Origin of the sequence: Curtobacterium sp. JUb34 (assembly GCF_003755065.1) — a bacterium.
Taxonomy (GTDB): domain Bacteria; phylum Actinomycetota; class Actinomycetes; order Actinomycetales; family Microbacteriaceae; genus Curtobacterium.
Genome location: NZ_RJVH01000001.1, coordinates 486583 through 501416, shown reverse-complemented (window position 1 = coordinate 501416; position 14834 = coordinate 486583). Strand labels below are relative to the sequence as shown.

Below are 14834 nucleotides of genomic sequence, written 5' to 3'. Positions count from 1 at the left end.
GACATGCACTCCGCTGTGTCCGACCACGTCCTCGCCGACCTCGCCGACGTCGTGCTCCGGATCTCGCGGGAGATCGACCCGCACGGTGCCGGTGCGCTCGACATCGTGCCGCTCACCGGGACCGAGGCGCTCGTGATGCGCTGGGTCGACCGCAACCCCGGCACCTCGCCGAGCGCGACGGCGGAGGCGACCGCACTCCAGCGCAGCAACCTCAGCGTCGCGCTGCGGTCCCTCGTGTCGAAGGGGATGGTCGAACGCCGGCACGACCCGGACGATGCGCGGACCGTGCAGCTGCACTCGACCGACCTGGCGCGGGAGAGCATCGGACGCCTCCGCGCGCACTGGGCCGGCAAGCTCCGGGACGCGCTCGGCGACGACGACGGGGTGTCCGATGCGGTCGCGCTGCTCGACCGCATCGACCACGGACTCCGCGGGGTCTAGTCCTGCGGCGCGTCGTCCTCGATCGGGAGCAGCCGACGAGCGCCGTGCCCCTCGTCGCCGAGCGTGTCGCCCGGGTTCACGACCGAGCACGCACCGAGTGAGACGCAGCCGCACCCGATGCACTGCGTCATCTCCTGCTGCAGCCGCTCGAGTTCGAGTTGGCGGGCCCGCAGTCGCGCACGCCACCGTTCGTTCAGTCGGTTCCAGTCGCGCAGGGACGGCATCCGGTCGGCCGGCAGCGTGCCGAACTGCTCGGCGACCTCGCTGAGCGGGATGCCGAGCCGCTTGGCCACCTGGATGATCGCGATCCGGCGTTCGACGTGGCGCGGGTACATCCGGGTGCCACCGTCGGTGCGCTCGGGTCGGATCAGGCCCTTGCGCTCGTAGAAGTGCAGGGCCGACGCGGCGACCCCGGTGCGGCGGACGATCTCGCCGATGGGCAGCAGGTCGGTCGGACGCGGCGGCTGGATCTCGACCATGGTCGAGATCCTACGGCGGGCGGGCGGGCGGGCGGGCGGACGGGAGGCGCGGGGCGGGCCCGCCACGGGCCTCCCGTCCGTCCGTCGGCCGGGTCTACCGCTGCTGGAACGACTCCCAGAGCAGGAACGCGGTGAACAGGACGAACGGCGTGCACGCGACCACGTTGAGCCACCGGTGCTCGACGACCACCGCGACGAACTCGCGCAGGAAGGCGCTCGGCACGTAGTACGGCGCCGTGCGCGCACCGACGACCTGCGCCGGCAGGTCGAGCCGCCGCGCCAGGGTGGCGGCGCGGAGCACGTGGTAGTCGTTCGTGACCACGACGACCTGCCCGTCCCGCCCGGCCTCGGCCTGCACGGCGCGCGAGAACCGCAGGTTCTCGCGGGTGTTGCGGGACTCGGTCTCGGGCCGGACGTCGTCGGGCTCCGCGCCGTTCGCCAGCAGGTACTCCGCCATCGCCGTGCCCTCGGCGCGGGGTTCGTCGTCGCCCTGCCCTCCGGAGGGGATGAGCAGTGGTCGACGCCCGGCGGCTCGCTCGGCGCGGTACACGACGAGTGCGCGGTCGAGGCGGCTGCGGAGCAGTGGCGGGACCTCGCCGCGGATCAGGCCGGAGCCGAGGACGACGATGGCGTCCGGCACGGTCCCGTGACGCATCCGGCCGTACACGACGGAGTACACGGCGAACGCGACGAGCGACACGGCGAAGTACCCGCACACGAACACCATCAGCACGGCGACCGCGATCCGGGTGCCGTCCCAGAGCGTGAACCCTGCGCCGCTCGCCGACACGAACAGCGCGATCGCCACCGCGGGCAGCACGAAGACGAGCACCCCGGCGAGCAGGGAGAGCGTGTTGCCGAGACTGCGCCCCTCGGAGCGGAGCATCCGGAACCCGTTCGCGATGAGGGCCACGCCGAGCACGACCACCGCGAGCGGCACGAGCAGCAGCACGGTACCGACGACCAGGCTGAACCCGGGCACCACGAGCGTCAGGGCAGCCACGGCCGTGGCGAGCGCGAAGAACGCGGCGGCCGTCAGGAACACCCCGTTGCGGAGCATCCGCGGGTCCCGCCGCCTGCTCACGACGTACAGCAGCAGGAAGACCAGGGCGAAGACGGCGGGCGCGCCCACAGCGGTCATCGGGCGGCCGAACGGAGCGCGGTCATGCGCTCCACGCTACCGGTCGATGGTCAGGAGACCGCCCGGTGGATCAGGTCGGCGACGGTCGCTTCGTCCGCCGCCGAGAACTCCGGCGTGATCGCCCACGACGTCGGCCAGAACGACCCGTCGTCGAGCGCGGCCGAGTCCTGGAACCCGAGCGTCGAGTAGCGGGCCTTGAACTTCGCGGCGTCCTGGAAGAAGAACACCGCCTTGCCGTCCTTCGCGTAGGCGGGCATGCCGTACCAGAGCTTCGGCGCGAGCTCGGGCGCGACCTCGAGCGCGATGCGGTGGATGCGTTCCGCGAGCCCGCGGTCCGGCTCGGGCATCTCGGCGATCTTCGCCTCGACCGCAGCGGCGTCCGCTGCCGCCTTCTCCGCCTTGGTGCCCTTCGTGCCGCGCGTGCGTCTGACCTCGGCGGCGTGCTCCTGCATCGCCGCGCGTTCCTCGTCGGTGAAGGTGCCCTCGGTCTTCGTCGTCCGTGCCATCGTCGTGCCCTTCCGTGTCGGTGGGACGATCATGCACCCGATCACGCTCGCTGCGCGCGTCCGACGGCGCTGGTGGCAGGCTCGGACCATGACCTACATCGCCAGCGACGACCGCTACGACTCCATGACGTACCGCCGCACCGGCCGCTCCGGCCTCGACCTGCCGCTGCTCTCCCTGGGGTACTGGCACAACTTCGGCGACGACGTGCCGTTCGAGACGCAGCGCGCGATCAGCCGTCGGGCCTTCGACCTCGGCATCACGCACCACGACCTCGCGAACAACTACGGTCCGCCGTACGGTGCCGCCGAGGTGAACTTCGGGCGCCTGATGCGCGAGGACTTCCGGCCCTACCGCGATGAGATGGTCGTGTCGACCAAGGCCGGCTGGGACATGTGGCCGGGGCCGTACGGGCAGGGCGGTGGCTCGCGCAAGTACGTGCTCGCCTCGCTCGACCAGTCCCTGCAGCGCACGGGCCTGGACTACGTCGACGTCTTCTACTCGCACCGACTCGACGCCTCGACCCCGCTCGAGGAGACGATGGGGGCGCTGCACACCGCCGTCCAGCAGGGGAAGGCGCTCTACGTCGGCATCTCGTCCTACGACGCCGACCGGACCCGGCAGGCCGCTGCGATCCTGCGCGACCTCGGCACCCCGCTCCTCATCCACCAGCCGTCGTACTCGATGCTCAACCGCTGGATCGAGACCGAGGGGCTGCTCGACGCCGCGGGCGAGCTCGGCTTCGGCGTGATCGGGTTCACCGCCCTGGCGCAGGGCCTGCTCACCGGCAAGTACCTGGAGGGGGTCCCGTCGGACTCGCGCGCCGCCGCCGGCAAGTCGCTCGACGCGTCGAGCATCACGCCCGAGGTCGTCCGGCACCTCCGGGCGCTGGACGACGTGGCCTCGGCCCGCGGGCAGTCCCTGGCGCAGCTCGCCCTGGCGTGGGCGCTGCGTGACGACCGGGTGACCTCGCTCGTGATCGGGGCGTCGAAGGTGTCGCAGCTCGAGGACAACGTCGCGGCGCTGGCGAACACCTCGTTCACCGACGAGGAGCTCCGCACCATCGACGAGCACTCGGTCGGCATCACCGACGTCGACCTGTGGGCGGGAGCACGCGCCGGCGAGGTCTCCTGACCGCTGGGGCTACCGGCGGTCCGGCCCGGCGCCCACCGGCGTGCGGCCGCGCAGTCGCTCGCGGCTGAGCGCCGGCAGCGCGAACCCGGTGTCGCGCTCGAGCACGTGGGTGCCCGGCGCGACGATGGCGTCGATCGCGTCGAGCAGCCCGTCGTCGAGGACGATCTCGGACGCCTGCACGTAGGCGTCCACGTGCGAGACGGTGCGCGGTCCGATCACCACGGAGGACACGTCCGGGTGGGTCAGGGCGAAGGCGACCGCGAGTTCCGACACGGTGAAGCCGGAGTCGTCGGCCAGGCGTCCGAGCCGGTCGGCGACCTCGAGCTTCCGACGGTTCCCCGGTGCGCCGATGTCGTACGCGTCCGGGTGCTCGTCGACGTGCGGTGAGCGAGGCTGGACGGTGCCGGCGCGGTAGGTCCCCGCGAGCCAGCCGCCGGCGAGGGGTGCTCCTGCCAGCACCCCGAGGCCGAAGCGACGGGCGATCGGGAACACCGTGCGCTCCGCCGTGCGGGTGAGGGCCGAGTAGGGCACGTGCGTCGCGGTGGCGCTCTTCGAGCCGGACCGGAGCCACTGCGCCTCGACGAGTTCCTCGGCGGGGAACCCGGGGATGCCGAAGGCGCGGATCTTGCCCTGCGCCACGAGGTCGGCGAGGGCGTCGAGCGTCTCGTCGAGCGACGTCGCCGGGTCCGGCAGCGCCGGCTGGTACAGGTCGATGACGTCGGTGCCGAGCCGCTGCAGGCTCCGCTCCACGGCACGGAACATCCACCGCCGCCCGTTGCCCCGGTGCGCCGGGTCCTGGTCGACGGGGGCGCCGAACCGCACCGACAGGAACACGTCCTCGCGCCGACCCGCGATCGCCGCACCCACCGCGGTCTCGGCCAGGCCCGCGCCGTCGGCGTCCGAGACGTCGACCGACGTCACGCCGCGGGTGAGGGCCTCGAGCACGAGGGTGACGCCGGCCGACGGGTCGTGGGCCGCGACGCCGGCGACGGCACGCGTCCCGAGCGTCAGCGAGCTGACGGGCGCCCCCGTGCGCCCCATGCGTCGCTGTTCCATGCGCGCCACGATATGGGCCGGGCGTGACGCGGGACCCTCCGGTGACGAAGCATTACCCCTGGCCCGGACCGGAACGATTGGTACGATGGGCGCAGTTCTGAAACACGCAGTGTGTATCTACCGGCCGCCGGCTCCCCGGCGGACAACGGCGGCACCCGATGGGTCCGCCCTCACCGAACCGGGCCGGGCCGAGAAGGCACACCCCCATGCTCCACACCAGTCCCACCCCGTCCGCGCCCGCCGCGGACCGCACGGACACCGCGACCGCCGGAGATGCCTCGCTCGTCTCCCTCGCCGGACGCTGGTACTTCCCCGTGGCGTTCATCGCCCGTCTGCCCTTCGCGATGATGGTCGTCGGGGTCCTCACCCTCGTCGTCGCCGCGCGTGACTCCGTCGCCCTCGGCGGCGTCAACTCCGCCTCGGTCGGCATCGGTGCCGCGGTCTTCGGGCCGCTCGTCGGCGCCGCCGCCGACCGGTTCGGCCAGCGTGCCGTGCTCGTCCCCGTCGGCCTCGTCAACGCTGCGCTGCTCGGTGCGTTCCCCCTCGTCGTCAGCGGCAGCGCTCCCGACCTGGCCGTGCTCGCGATGGCGTTCTGCATCGGGGCGTCCGCGCCCCAGGTCGCGCCGATGTCCCGCACCCGGCTCGTCGCGATCATCGCGCAGCGCATGCAGCCGGCCCGCCGCGAGAAGACCCTCAGCGGCACGATGGCGTACGAGTCGGCCGCCGACGAGACCGTCTTCATCATCGGACCGTTCCTGGTGGGCATCCTCGCCAGCGCGATCGCCCCCTGGGTGGCCGTCGCCGGTGCATCGGCGCTGACCTTCGTGTTCGTGACCGCGTTCGCGTTGCACCCCACCGGCAAGCTCGTGCTCGGGCAGCACGAGGAACTCACCCAGGCGCCGGCCCGTCAGCTCCTGCGCCCGCGGCTCGTCGTCGTGGTCGTCGGGATCCTCGGGATCGGTCTGTTCTTCGGCTCGACGCTGACGTCGCTGACGGCGTTCATGGAGACCCACGGCGAGGCGTCCCAGGCGGGCCTGCTCTACGGCCTGATGGGCATCGGTTCGGCCGGGCTCGCCCTCGGGTCCGCCGCGTTCCCACGGTCGTTCGGCCTCGGCTGGCGCTGGCTCGTGTTCGGGGTCGTCCTGCTCGGCGGTGCGATCGCGTTCTCGCAGGCGGACTCCGTCGTGGCGGTCGGCATCGTCCTGGCGATCATGGGCGTCGGGATCGGCCCGACCCTGGTCGCCCAGTACAGCCTCGGTTCGGACCGTTCACCGGTCGGCCGCTCCGCGACCACGATGACGATCCTGGGGTCCGCCGTGATCGTCGGGCAGTCGATCGCCTCCGCCGTCACGGGCGACCTGGCGGAGCAGCACGGCACGTCCGTCGCGATGGTCCTCCCCGCGGCCTCGGCAGCGGTCGTCGTGCTGGCGGCCGTCGTCAACCTGCTGCTGCGTCGCCGTTCGGCCGCCTGACCGTCAGGACTCGGTGTCGTCGACCAGCAGGTCCTCGTGCCGGTAGTCGTCCGCCCGCAGCCCGGCACGGGCGATCATGTGCGTCGAGACGGGCACCAGGAACAGCTGGAACACCATGATGGGCAGGACGACCCAGAACGCCGTCCAGGTCCCCACCGCGACCACGATCGCGGCCAGCCCGAACGCGAGTCCGAGCACCTGCGGCTTCGCCATGGCGTGCAGGCGGACGAGCGGGTCCGGGAACCGGACGATGCCGACCCCCGCACCGAGGGACAGCACCGAGCCGACCAGCAGCAGGGCGAGGGCGATCCACGCCCGCACGCCGGCACCGTCGAGGAACGCCTGGATGATCTCGGTCACGACTGCTCCTCTTCTTCGACGGCGTGCTCGGGGGTGGTGGCGGTGAGCCCCTCGTCCGACGGGTCCGACGACGGGGTGACCGCTCGGGCCACCGCGATGGTGGCGAACACGCTCGTCGCGGCGATGACCACGAGCACGGGGATCCCGGTCAGGTCGCGCCGGACCACCATCGACGCGGCGATCACGACGAGCACGGTCGTCAGGACCATGTCCGATCCGATCATCCGGTCGAGGATCGTCGGGCCGCGCACGATCCGGAACACCGCGAGTGCCAGGGTGGCGCCGAGCAACACCAGGACGAGGGCGATGCCGATCCCCATGACGACGACGGCGGCGCTCATCGGGTGACCTCCGGCAGCGGTTCGGACAGTTCGGCGACGTCCTGCTTCGACCCCAGGGCGCGGATGACCATCGCCTCGATGCCGACGGCCTCGCGTCGGGCCGCCTCGACCTGTTCGACCCGCTCGGTGTCGAGCACGTGCAGCAGCAGGCGCCGGCGCCGGAGGTCGACGTCGGCGACGTACGATCCGGGCACCAGCGAGATCGCGAGCGTCGCCAGCGTGAAGGTCATCTCGGCGGTGGAGTGCAGCTGCACGAGCGTGATCGAGCTCCGGCGGACGCCCCGCGGCCGGAACGCGACCCAGGCGACCCGGAAGGACGCCACGACGACGAGGCCGGACCACACCACCAGGAACCGGACCGCGTGCACGATCGAGAACCGCGCCGACAAGGGGACGGGCGGGAGCGGCAGCGCCTGGGTGACCAGGAGTGCGACCACGATGCCGCACAGCAGCGTCAGCGGAGTCCACGAGCCCCAGAGCAGTGCCCACAGGACGGTCAGGCCGGCGACGAGCGGGACGTCGTACCGCCACGCCACCGCGATGCGGCGGGCGTTCGCGACGTGTCGGGTGTCGGTGTTCACCGGTCACCCCCGAGGACTGCCTGCACGTACCGGTCCGGCGACTCGAGCGACTCCGCTGCGCGGGTCGCGTAGCCGTAGAGCGGGCCGGCGACGACGGTCAGGGCGACGGATCCGAGCACCGCGACCGTCGTCACGCCGACGAGCATGCGCGGCAGCCGGACCTTCGTCGGCGCCTCGCCGACCGTGGCGGTCGACCCGGTGGTCGGACGGGAGGCACTGCTCGCGTGGGGTGCGTCGGTGACCGTCACCGAGCCTCCCGGGTGGAAGGCCTCACCCGTCTCCTCGGAGACCGTCAGGGGGGCGGGTTCCGGCGACCGCAGGTGGGCGTGCGGCTCGGCGGTCGTCGCGTGCGGCGCCGCGGCCTCGGCCGCGGGCTTCGGCCGCCAGAAGGCGGCGTCCCACACGCGCATCAGCGCGTAGAGCGTCAGGAGCGACGTGACCACACCGGCGGCGATCGTGACGTACGCCATCGGGGAGCCGTCCTCGGCGGCGGCGCGGAACAGCCCGAGCTTGCCGATGAAGCCCGAGAACGGTGGGATGCCGCCCAGGTTGAACGCGGGGACCAGGTACAGCGCCGCCAGCAGCGGAGCAGCCTTCAGCAGGCCGCCGAGCGAGCGGGTCGACGTGGTCCCGCCGACGCGTTCCATCAGGCCCGACACCAGGAACAACGTGGTCTGCACGACGATGTGGTGGACCGTGTAGAACACCGCGGCCGCCGTCCCCGTGACCGTGCCGAGTCCGACGCCCATCACCATGAAGCCGATGTGGCTGATGAGCGTGAAGGACAGCAGCCGTTTCACGTCGGTCTGGGACACCGCGCCGAGCACCCCGACCACCATCGTCAGCACCGCCACCACGAGCAGCACGGTGTTCAACTGCGGCCCGGGGAAGATCACCGTCTCGAGGCGGATGATCGCGTAGATGCCGACCTTCGTCAGCAGGCCGGCGAAGACGGCCGTGACCGGGGCGGGAGCGGTCGGGTACGAGTCCGGCAGCCAGAACGCCAGCGGGAAGACCGCCGCCTTGATGCCGAACCCGATGAGCAGCATCGTGTGCAGGAGCAGCTGCACGTGCTCGGGCAGCTCGGCGACGCGCTCGCTGATCTGGGCGATGTTGACGGTGCCGGTCGCGCCGTAGACCAGGCCGATCGCGGCGAGGAAGATCGCCGACGCGATCAGGCTGGTCACGATGTACGTGGTGCCGGCCCGGACGCGCTGTTCACTGCCGCCGAGGGTGATGAGCACGTAGCTCGCCACGAGGAGCATCTCGAACGCGACGTACAGGTTGAACAGGTCACCGGCGATGAACGAGTCCAGCACACCGGCGGCGAGGACCAGGTAGGTCGGGTAGAAGATCGTGACCGGTGCCTCGCCGTCGTCGGCCGCGAGCCCCTGACCGATCGAGAACAGCAGGACGATGAGCAGCACGCTCGCGCTCACCGTGAGGAGCAGGGCGCTCAGGCGGTCGACCACGAGCGAGATGCCGTACGGGGCGTCCCACCCGCCGACCTGCACGACGATGGTGCCGTGGTGGTCGACGAGCACCATGAGGGTCGCGGCGACGGCCAGGGCGACGACGAGCACCACGACGGTGATCGCCCGCTGGAGCTTCTGGTGACGCAGCAGGCCGAGTGCGACCGCTGCGCCGAGCAGCGGGACGAGGACGAGGAGCGGGACGAGCCAGGTCATCGGGTCGCCTCCTGTTCTGCGTCGGTGGTGGTCTCCGGGTCTTCGTCGGCGGGTTCGTCGCGATCGCGTCCGATGGCGGCGTCCGCTTCGTCGACCTCGACCTCGTCGGCGCGGGACAGCTGCCACGAGCGGTGGATGAGGGCGAGCAGGAACGCGCTGACGGCGAAGGTGATCACGATCGCGGTCAGGGCGAAGGCCTGGGGGAGCGGGTCGGTGATGCCCTCGGCGGACTTGCCGATCGGCGGGTTGCCGGCCGCGCCGGACATCACCAGCAGGAGCAGGTTCAGGGCGTTGCCGAGCAGCAGGAAGCCGAGCAGCATCCGGGTCAGGGAGCGTTCGAGCAGCAGGTAGACGCCGCAGGAGAACAGCACGGCCATCGCGATCACGAGGACGAGGGTGACGGTCATGTGGCGCTCCCTTCCGGGGTGGGTGCCTCGAGGGTGTCGCCGACGGACCCCTCGGTGGTGTCGCGGGTGGGCGCCCCGGCGTCCTCGAGGCGTTGCCGGTCGACCTCGGCGCCGAGGCTGCGGAGGACGTCGAGCACCAGGCCGACGACGACCAGGTACACGCCGATGTCGAAGAACGTCGCGGTGACGAACTCGACGTGGCCGAGGATCGGGACGGTCGCCTCGAAGAACTCGGAGTACAGCGCCTCGCGACCGAAGAACAGCGGCACGATCGCGGTGATCGCCGCCGTCGCGACGCCGAGCCCGAGCAGTCGACCGGCGCGGACCGGTGCTGCGGCTCCGAGCTCGGCGGGGCCGCCGGCCAGGTAGCGGGCCGCCAGGGCGATGCCGGCGACGAGGCCACCGGCGAAGCCGCCGCCGGCCGCGTTGTGCCCGGCGAACAGCAGGTACACCGACAGGACGATGAGCCCGTGGAACAGCAGCCGGACGACCACGTCGAGGAGCGCCGAGCGGCCGGTCGGGATCGCGGCGCTCGTCGGCAGCCAGGCGCGCGGTTCGCCGTCGGTGCGCTGGCCGTCGGCCGTCAGGGTCTCCGGCAGGTCACGGAGGCGCGGCAGCGTGTCCTCGCGGGAGTTCACGAAGATGAGGCTCGCGACGCCCGTCGCCGCGGCGACGACGACGGTGAGCTCCCCGAGGGTGTCCCACCCGCGCAGGTCGACGAGGGCGACGTTGACGACGTTGAGGCCGTGCCCGAACGAGCTCGTGAGCGCCGGCAGGTCCGGCCAGATCGGGTCGGCGGTGCGTGCGGACGCGGCGACGATGACGACGATCGCCAGGGTGAGGCCGGCGAGGCCCGCGAAGAGCGCACGGACGATGCGGAACCGGCTCGGGTTCGTCGTCGCGATGCGCGGGGGGAGCCGCCGCAGCACCAGGACGAACGCGATGAGGGTGACGGTCTCGACCACGAGCTGGGTGAGCGCGAGGTCGACGGCACCGTGCAGGACGAACAGGACGGACATGCCGTAGCCGGTCACGCCCACCAGGACGGCGGCGGCGAAGCGGGTCTTCGCGGTGAGGACGGCGATGGCGCCGACGGACATCACGATGACGACCGGGATCTGGCCCCACGAGTCGGAGAACCGGACGTGGAACTCCCACGGCCCGCCGAGCACGAGGTTCGCCAGCGCTCCCGCGACGAACACCGACAGGATCACCGTCAGGTAGTAGGGGAGCGAACCGCGCTGGACTCCCGCGGTCAAGCCCGTCGCGAAGCGGTCGAGACCCCGCATGAGGTGCCGGTACGTGCCGGAGGCGCTCGGGAACCCGGCGAGCCGGTGCTGCAGTGCTTCGACCGGTCGTCGTAGGGCGAACAGCGCGAGACCGCCGACCAGGGTGACGGCCGAGATGCCGAGTGCGGGTTCGAGGCCGTGCCAGAGCGCGAGGTGGGGGACTTCCTCGCCGGAGAGCGATGCCACCGTCGCCGCGGGCTCGAGGCCGTGCGCGACGACCGGCGTCAGCAGGCCGAGGGCGAGTCCGGTCAGGGCCAGGATCGACGGCACCACGCCCAGGCCGTGCAGGGCGTGCGGTTCGGTCTGGGCGACGTCGGGCTTGCGGGCGAACGCGCCCCAGAAGAAGCGGAGCGAGTACGCCACCGTCAGCACCGAGCCGAGCGTCACACCGACCAGGGCGAACCACGCCCAGCCGGCGTCGGGGCCGTGCAGGGACTCGGTGAAGCCGGTCAGCACGGCTTCCTTCGCGACGAAGCCGATCGTCGGTGGGATGCCGGCCATCGACACGAGTGCGAGCGCGGCCACGACGGCGAGCCACGGTGCCTTCCGGCCGAGGCCGCTCAGGCGTCCGAGGTCGCGCGTGCCGGTGGTGTGGTCGATCGCGCCGACGACCAGGAAGAGGGTGGACTTGAACGCGGCGTGCGCCACGAGCAGGGCGACCCCGCCGAGCGCCACCGCGGGCGCGCCCCACCCGGCTGCGAGCACGAGGAACCCCAGCTGCGCGACGGTGCCGTAGGCGAGCAGGAGCTTGAGGTCGGTCTGGCGGAGCGCGCGGTAGCCGCCGATGAGCATGCCGAGGACACCGAGCACGGTGATGGTCTCGCGCCAGCCGTCGAGCAGTGCGAAGGCCGGGGCGAGCCGGGCCACCAGGTAGATGCCCGCCTTCACCATCGCCGCGGCGTGCAGGTACGCGCTGACCGGGGTCGGCGCGGCCATCGCGGCCGGGAGCCAGAAGTGGAACGGCACGATGGCCGACTTCGTGAGCGCACCGAGCAGGACCAGGACCACGGAGACGGTGACGATCGGACCGGTCGGCGGGGCGGCGATGATGCCGGAGAGCGAGGTCGTGCCCGCTGCGACCGACAGCACCACCAGGCCGGCGAGCATCGCCAGACCGCCGGCGGTGGTGACGACGAGTGCCTGCATCGCGGCGGCACGGCTCGCGCGTTTGTCGGCGTCGTGTCCGATGAGCAGGTACGAGAAGACCGTGGTGGCTTCCCACAGGACGAAGAGCACGATGACGTCGTCGGCGAGGACGAGGCCGAACATCGATCCGGCGAACGCGGTCAGCACGCCCGCGAACCGGCCGATCCCCGGTTCGTCCCGCCCGAAGTACGCGGCGCAGTACACGAGCACGAGCGCCCCGACGATCGACACCACGAGTGCGAGCACCCACGACAGGGCGTCCATCCGCAGTGTGATCTCGAGGTCGAGCTGCGGGACCCACCGGTGCCGTTCGACGACGCTGCCGTGCAGGGCCGCGTCCGTCTGCAGCACCGTCAGCACGGCGGCGGCTGCGGGTGCGAGGGCCGCGACGTAGAACACGCGGCGGCCGAGGATGGGCGTCAGGGCGGGGACGATCAGGGCGACGATCGCGAACGCGACGAGGACGAGGACCATCGGGCACCTCCTCGGGGTCGGGCTGCAGTCCGGCTCACTGGGCCCTCACAGCCTACGAAGAGCGGCATGTGGAGAACCTGTGCGACCGGACAGGCTGCTCGCGCTCGGTTCAGACTGTGAACACCACTCTGCCCGTGCTCCCGGCGGGCTGTCCGGCCCACGTCGCCTCGACGTCCACCAACCGCACGGCCGTCGCGTCCACCCGAACGGTGCCGTCCGCGATCGCACCGACGATGCCCGGCAGCTCGGCGACGAACCCGGCGCGACCGACCGATCCCTGCCCGCTGCCGACGATCGTCAGGCCCGAGGCGCGCAGTGCCGCGGACGGGATCGTCGCCTCGTGGCCCGCGGTGGAACCGATCGCGATCCAGTCGAGTCGGCGGCCCGGGTCGGTGCGGGCGGTGACGACGGCGCGCATCACGTCCGCCGCGGGCTGGCCCCAGACGTAGTCGATGACGACGTCGACGTCCGCCGCCGCTGCGCCGAGGGCATCCACGTCGCCCAGTGGCAGCACGACGTCGGCACCGAGCGCGGTGAGGCCGGCCAACCGCTCCGTGTTGCGCCCGCTCGCGATGACGTGTGCGGCTCCGAGGTGCTTCGCCACCTGGACCGCCGCGGTGCCCGATGCCCCGGTCGCGCCGAGCACGAGGATGCGGCTGCCCCGGGTGAAGTCGATCCGCCGGCGCAGGGCCACCCACGACGACAGCACCGGGTTGACGCCCGCTGCGACGGTGACGGGGTCGGCACCATCGGGCAGGACGACGCTCGCCCGGGGGTCGACCGCGACGCGCTCGGCCATGGTGCCGCGGGTGTCGCTCGCGACGGCGACGTAGCGGAGCGTGCCGTCGGGGAACCGGGCGACGCCGTCGACGCCGGGGACCAGGGGGAGCGCGCCCTCGCTGGTGTAGTGCGAACCGTCGGCCTGCGACCGGACCCGCGGGTGGAGCCCGGCCGCGACGACGTCGACGACGACCTCGCCGGGTCCGGGAGTCGGTTCGCCGAACTCCTGCCAGGTCGGGGCGTGGCCGAACTCGGTGACGACTACTGCGTGCATGGTGTCCTCCCGTTGCTTCGTGTTACGAACAAAGTAGTTCGCATCACGAAGTTCGTCAACTAGGCTGGAGCCGTGCAGGAGATGACCGAGGACGAGCAGCTCGTCGATGCCCTGGGCGAAGCCGCCTTCCGGACGATGGGTCCACTGACCGGGCTCGCGGCCGATGCGGGGCTGTCACTGACGCAGCTGCGGGTCCTCGCGATCCTGCGTGACCGTCGTCTGCGGATCGGTGACCTGGCGCAGTACCTGGGGCTCGAGAAGTCGACGATGACCGGGTTGGTGGCGCGCGCGGAGAAGAAGGGATTGCTCGCTCGGGAGCCGAACGTGGACGACGCCCGCGCGGTGGACGTCGTGATCACCGACGCCGGTCTCGAGGTGGCGCGCTCGCTCGAGGGTGCGATCCGCGATGCACTGCTGCCGCTCACCGCTCGGTTGCCGGAGCGGGACCGGCGGCAGCTGCGCGGGCTCCTGGAGCGGATGCTGCGCTGAACCCTCAGCGGCCGTGCGCGCGCGACGGGATCTGCGTCGCGAGCTTGCCGCCGGAGACGTCGAGCAGGGTGCCGGTGATGTACGCCGAGGCGTCACTCGCCACGAACACGAGCAGGTCGGCGACGTCGTCGGCGGTCTCCCACCGGCGCAGCGACAGTGTGTCGAGCAGGCGGTCCTGCGCCTCGGCCGGCATGGTGGCGAACCCGTTCATCGCGGTCGGGACCATGCCCGGCGCGTACGCGTTGACCGTGATGCCCCACGGGCCGAGTTCCGACGCGAGCACCCGGGTGAACGAGACGACAGCGGCCTTCGACGCGGCGTAGGCCGCGCTGCCGACGCTCGGCACGATCGCGGCGAACGAGGCGGCGTTGACGATCCGACCCCGTCCCGCGGCCTGCATCACCGGCGCGACGGCCTGGCTCATCAGGAAGGTGCCGCCGAGGTTGACGTCCATGCAGCGGCGCCAGGCATCCCACTGCAGCTCGGCGACGGTGCCCTCCACGTTGATGCCGGCGTTGTTCACGAGCACGTCGATCGTGCCGTGGCGCGCGACGACCTCGTCGACGGCGGCGCGGACGGACGCCGGGTCGGCGACGTTGCACACGACCTGGTCGAGCGGGAAGTCGGGCTCGAAGGCCAGGTCGAGGGCGACGACGCGGCAGCCCTCCGCGACGAACCGGTCGGCGAGCGTCCGCCCGATCCCGCGTGCTGCTCCGGTCACGACCACCACGCGGTCGGTCAGGTCGAGGTGCATCGTTGCTCCTGTCGTCGGTGCCTT

At 72.1% G+C, this 14834-nt stretch carries 16 protein-coding genes; 4 read left to right on the top strand and 12 right to left on the bottom strand.

Going from position 1 to position 14834, the window contains the following annotated elements; genetic code table 11:
• Positions 1-3 precede the first annotated feature (3 nt).
• Complete coding sequence (locus EDF63_RS02345) at positions 4-441, top strand: MarR family winged helix-turn-helix transcriptional regulator (protein ID WP_260232947.1); 438 nt, start codon at positions 4-6, stop codon at positions 439-441.
• Here the strand turns inward: EDF63_RS02345 and soxR are convergent.
• From soxR to EDF63_RS02330, 3 genes are all read right to left on the bottom strand, one after another.
• A complete protein-coding gene (gene soxR, locus EDF63_RS02340; protein ID WP_111085894.1) occupies positions 438-920 on the bottom strand; it encodes a redox-sensitive transcriptional activator SoxR in 483 nt (160 codons plus the stop codon). The two genes, EDF63_RS02345 and soxR, sit on opposite strands and share 4 nt — an antisense overlap.
• Before the next feature lie 94 nt (positions 921-1014).
• Positions 1015-2061 carry a YdcF family protein gene (locus EDF63_RS02335; RefSeq protein ID WP_123310857.1) on the bottom strand — a complete coding sequence of 349 codons (1047 nt, stop codon included), beginning with the start codon at positions 2059-2061 and terminating at the stop codon, positions 1015-1017.
• 50 nt (positions 2062-2111) lie between these two features.
• Positions 2112-2567 carry an iron chaperone gene (locus EDF63_RS02330; protein WP_185021252.1) on the bottom strand — a complete coding sequence of 152 codons (456 nt, stop codon included), beginning with the start codon at positions 2565-2567 and terminating at the stop codon, positions 2112-2114.
• Positions 2568-2655: 88 nt separating this feature from the next.
• On the opposite strand from EDF63_RS02330, the gene mgrA reads away from it, so the two are divergent.
• Positions 2656-3699 (top strand): L-glyceraldehyde 3-phosphate reductase, encoded by a 1044-nt coding sequence (gene mgrA / locus EDF63_RS02325; RefSeq protein ID WP_123312171.1) that lies wholly within the window; start codon positions 2656-2658, stop codon positions 3697-3699.
• Between the two features lie 9 nt (positions 3700-3708).
• Here mgrA and EDF63_RS02320 read toward each other — a convergent pair whose 3' ends face one another.
• On the bottom strand, positions 3709-4755 hold the full coding sequence (locus EDF63_RS02320; RefSeq protein ID WP_123310853.1) for an aldo/keto reductase: 1047 nt from the start codon (positions 4753-4755) through the stop codon (positions 3709-3711).
• 206 nt (positions 4756-4961) lie between these two features.
• Between EDF63_RS02320 and EDF63_RS02315 the strand changes: the two genes are divergently transcribed.
• Entirely contained in the window at positions 4962-6227 is a 1266-nt protein-coding gene (locus tag EDF63_RS02315) for an MFS transporter (RefSeq protein ID WP_123310852.1), read from the top strand.
• A gap of 3 nt (positions 6228-6230) precedes the next feature.
• On the opposite strand, the gene EDF63_RS02310 is transcribed toward EDF63_RS02315, so the two are convergent.
• The 7 genes from EDF63_RS02310 to EDF63_RS02280 form a co-directional block, all read right to left on the bottom strand.
• Complete coding sequence (locus tag EDF63_RS02310; RefSeq protein WP_123310850.1) at positions 6231-6587, bottom strand: monovalent cation/H(+) antiporter subunit G; 357 nt, start codon at positions 6585-6587, stop codon at positions 6231-6233.
• Entirely contained in the window at positions 6584-6928 is a 345-nt protein-coding gene (locus EDF63_RS02305; RefSeq protein ID WP_185021251.1) for a sodium:proton antiporter, read from the bottom strand. The genes EDF63_RS02310 and EDF63_RS02305 overlap by 4 nt, the downstream gene beginning before the upstream one ends.
• Entirely contained in the window at positions 6925-7509 is a 585-nt protein-coding gene (locus EDF63_RS02300) for a Na+/H+ antiporter subunit E (protein WP_123310848.1), read from the bottom strand. Before EDF63_RS02300 ends, EDF63_RS02305 begins: the two co-directional genes overlap by 4 nt.
• Positions 7506-9197 (bottom strand): Na+/H+ antiporter subunit D, encoded by a 1692-nt coding sequence (locus tag EDF63_RS02295; RefSeq protein WP_123310846.1) that lies wholly within the window; start codon positions 9195-9197, stop codon positions 7506-7508. The genes EDF63_RS02300 and EDF63_RS02295 overlap by 4 nt, the downstream gene beginning before the upstream one ends.
• The gene (locus EDF63_RS02290) at positions 9194-9604 is read right to left on the bottom strand and encodes a Na(+)/H(+) antiporter subunit C (RefSeq protein ID WP_123310844.1); all 411 of its coding nucleotides are present in this window, start codon (positions 9602-9604) and stop codon (positions 9194-9196) included. The genes EDF63_RS02295 and EDF63_RS02290 overlap by 4 nt, the downstream gene beginning before the upstream one ends.
• Complete coding sequence (locus EDF63_RS02285; RefSeq protein WP_123310842.1) at positions 9601-12513, bottom strand: Na+/H+ antiporter subunit A; 2913 nt, start codon at positions 12511-12513, stop codon at positions 9601-9603. The genes EDF63_RS02290 and EDF63_RS02285 overlap by 4 nt, the downstream gene beginning before the upstream one ends.
• Before the next feature lie 109 nt (positions 12514-12622).
• A complete protein-coding gene (locus EDF63_RS02280) occupies positions 12623-13567 on the bottom strand; it encodes a zinc-binding alcohol dehydrogenase family protein (protein ID WP_123310840.1) in 945 nt (314 codons plus the stop codon).
• A gap of 81 nt (positions 13568-13648) precedes the next feature.
• Here EDF63_RS02280 and EDF63_RS02275 point away from each other — a divergent pair, with 81 nt between their 5' ends.
• Positions 13649-14056: a MarR family winged helix-turn-helix transcriptional regulator gene (locus tag EDF63_RS02275; RefSeq protein WP_123312170.1), complete on the top strand. Its 408-nt coding sequence runs from the start codon at positions 13649-13651 to the stop codon at positions 14054-14056.
• Positions 14057-14060: 4 nt separating this feature from the next.
• Here the strand turns inward: EDF63_RS02275 and EDF63_RS02270 are convergent, their stop codons facing one another.
• Complete coding sequence (locus tag EDF63_RS02270; RefSeq protein WP_123310837.1) at positions 14061-14810, bottom strand: SDR family NAD(P)-dependent oxidoreductase; 750 nt, start codon at positions 14808-14810, stop codon at positions 14061-14063.
• Positions 14811-14834 lie beyond the last annotated feature (24 nt).

Coding starts and splice junctions, on each gene's coding strand:
- EDF63_RS02345 (WP_260232947.1), top strand. CDS start 4: ATGCACTCCGCTGTGTCCGACCACGTCCTCGCCGACCTCGCCGACGTC.
- soxR (WP_111085894.1), bottom strand. CDS start 920: ATGGTCGAGATCCAGCCGCCGCGTCCGACCGACCTGCTGCCCATCGGC.
- EDF63_RS02335 (WP_123310857.1), bottom strand. CDS start 2,061: ATGACCGCTGTGGGCGCGCCCGCCGTCTTCGCCCTGGTCTTCCTGCTG.
- EDF63_RS02330 (WP_185021252.1), bottom strand. CDS start 2,567: ATGGCACGGACGACGAAGACCGAGGGCACCTTCACCGACGAGGAACGC.
- mgrA (WP_123312171.1), top strand. CDS start 2,656: ATGACCTACATCGCCAGCGACGACCGCTACGACTCCATGACGTACCGC.
- EDF63_RS02320 (WP_123310853.1), bottom strand. CDS start 4,755: ATGGAACAGCGACGCATGGGGCGCACGGGGGCGCCCGTCAGCTCGCTG.
- EDF63_RS02315 (WP_123310852.1), top strand. CDS start 4,962: ATGCTCCACACCAGTCCCACCCCGTCCGCGCCCGCCGCGGACCGCACG.
- EDF63_RS02305 (WP_185021251.1), bottom strand. CDS start 6,928: ATGAGCGCCGCCGTCGTCGTCATGGGGATCGGCATCGCCCTCGTCCTG.
- EDF63_RS02295 (WP_123310846.1), bottom strand. CDS start 9,197: ATGACCTGGCTCGTCCCGCTCCTCGTCCTCGTCCCGCTGCTCGGCGCA.
- EDF63_RS02290 (WP_123310844.1), bottom strand. CDS start 9,604: ATGACCGTCACCCTCGTCCTCGTGATCGCGATGGCCGTGCTGTTCTCC.
- EDF63_RS02285 (WP_123310842.1), bottom strand. CDS start 12,513: ATGGTCCTCGTCCTCGTCGCGTTCGCGATCGTCGCCCTGATCGTCCCC.
- EDF63_RS02280 (WP_123310840.1), bottom strand. CDS start 13,567: ATGCACGCAGTAGTCGTCACCGAGTTCGGCCACGCCCCGACCTGGCAG.
- EDF63_RS02275 (WP_123312170.1), top strand. CDS start 13,649: ATGACCGAGGACGAGCAGCTCGTCGATGCCCTGGGCGAAGCCGCCTTC.
- EDF63_RS02270 (WP_123310837.1), bottom strand. CDS start 14,810: ATGCACCTCGACCTGACCGACCGCGTGGTGGTCGTGACCGGAGCAGCA.